This is a genomic window from Paeniroseomonas aquatica (assembly GCF_030409335.1).
Taxonomy (GTDB): Bacteria; Pseudomonadota; Alphaproteobacteria; order Acetobacterales; family Acetobacteraceae; genus Belnapia; species Belnapia aquatica.
This window is the reverse complement of sequence record NZ_JAUFPN010000248.1, coordinates 1-1,034: the sequence shown is the minus strand read 5'-3', so window position 1 is coordinate 1,034 and position 1,034 is coordinate 1. Positions and strand designations below refer to the sequence as shown.

Sequence of the window (1,034 nt, the reverse complement as noted above, 5' to 3'; positions counted from 1 at the left end):
GGCGCCACGTTCACGGCCTATGACCAGATCGACAAGGCGCCGGAGGAGAAGGCGCGCGGGATCACGATCTCGACCGCGCACGTCGAGTACGAGACGCAGAACCGGCACTACGCGCACGTCGACTGCCCCGGCCACGCCGACTACGTGAAGAACATGATCACTGGCGCGGCGCAGATGGACGGCGCGATCCTGGTGGTCTCGGCCGCCGACGGGCCGATGCCGCAGACCCGCGAGCACATCCTGCTGGCCCGCCAGGTCGGCGTGCCGGCGCTGGTGGTCTTCCTGAACAAGATGGACCTGGCCGACCCGGATCTGGTCGAGCTGGTCGAGATGGAAGTGCGCGAGCTGCTCTCGGCCTACAAGTTCCCGGGCGACGACATCCCGATCATCAAGGGCTCGGCCGTCGCCGCCCTCGAGGACAAGACGCCCGAGATCGGCGAGAAGGCGATCCTCGAGCTGATGGCGGCGGTGGATGCCTACATCCCGCAGCCGGCCCGCGCCCTGGACCGGCCCTTCCTGATGCCGGTCGAGGACGTGTTCAGCATCTCCGGCCGCGGCACGGTGGTGACCGGGCGGGTCGAGCGCGGCATCGTCAAGGTGGGCGAGGAAGTCGAGATCGTCGGCCTCAAGACCACGGTGAAGACCGTGGTGACCGGCGTCGAGATGTTCCGCAAGCTGCTGGACTCCGGGCAGGCGGGCGACAACATCGGCGCGCTGCTGCGCGGCGTGAAGCGCGAGGACGTCGAGCGCGGCCAGGTGCTGGCCGCCCCCGGCTCGATCACCCCGCACACCGGCTTCAAGGCCGAGGCCTACATCCTGACGAAGGAAGAGGGTGGCCGGCACACGCCGTTCTTCACCAACTACCGGCCGCAGTTCTACTTCCGGACCACGGACGTGACCGGCATCGTCAAGCTGCCGGAAGGCGTCGAGATGGTGATGCCGGGCGACAACGTGTCGATGGACGTCGAGCTGATCGCGCCGATCGCCATGGATGAGGGGCTCCGCTTCGCCATCCGCGAAGGCGGCCGCACCGT

General features: G+C 68.4%; 1 protein-coding gene. It reads left to right on the top strand.

The genetic code is table 11. The annotated features are described in order from the left end of the window. The coding region (gene tuf / locus QWZ14_RS29120; protein WP_290320569.1) for an elongation factor Tu at window positions 1-1,034 on the top strand (1,034 nt) is incomplete at both ends.